At 53.0% G+C, this 802-nt stretch carries 1 protein-coding gene; it reads right to left on the bottom strand.

Going from position 1 to position 802, the window contains the following annotated elements:
* Positions 1 to 743, bottom strand: a 743-nt coding sequence (locus tag ACW9H9_RS28690; protein WP_457346717.1) for a formylglycine-generating enzyme family protein, incomplete at its 3' end; no start/stop codon positions are given.
* Positions 744 to 802: the final 59 nt, after the last annotated feature.

The following is an 802-nucleotide window of genomic DNA, read 5'->3' on the forward strand; positions in this document are numbered from 1 at the left end:
TAAATCCCCAATGGGTTAGGGACAAATTTGTCCACAGGGAAGGTGTTCCTTTCACTGGGGTCTGGAAAGTTGCGCCCATAGTTCAAACTGCCGTTGCCTGTCGAAAATGCCAGATGCTGGCCACGGTTACGGGCGGCGAACTCCCATTGCGCTTCCGTCGGCAGATCGACGGGATAGCCACTTAGCTGACCCATCCAGGCGCAGTAATCCTTGGCCTCTTGCCAACTTTGGGTGGGAGCTGGGAGATCTGGCTGATAGAGATACCGTATATCTTCGCGCTTTCGATCTTGCGCATCAAATACAGGTTTTCCTTGAGCGGTAAAGAACAAATCAAAGTCTCCTATCGTCGTCTGAAACTTCGACAGGTAGTAACTGCTCAACTTGACCGGATGAACGAATTTATTATCAGCCCCCATACTGACGGGCCCCATCCGCTGCGGATCGACCCCACAGGGCCAGTGACAGGTGTCAGTAGGGTCATCGTCATGTGGCCAACCAAAGTCACCCATCTCGAATTCCCCGCCTTCGACAAACACCATGTTGTCCAGCGACTGCACAACGGTGCTGAGCAACTTGGCGCGAACGTCGTTGGCGAGCTTGGGGTATTTTTGCTCGATGGTCGCTGCGATCTGGGCGACTTGCTCAGGTGAAAGCTTTTGACTGTTCGGCAGAGGCGTTGATTGCGCTTGGCAGCCGGTCAGCAGAAAAAAAGCGCAGAGCGGTAACACAATCTGCCTGGCCACAGAAATGTCCTTATACAGCCGAATCGAAGCCTCAAGCCTATCATTTTTCGCATTGCACA

The sequence above is a fragment of the Pseudomonas sp. SDO5215_S409 genome (assembly GCF_054071325.1).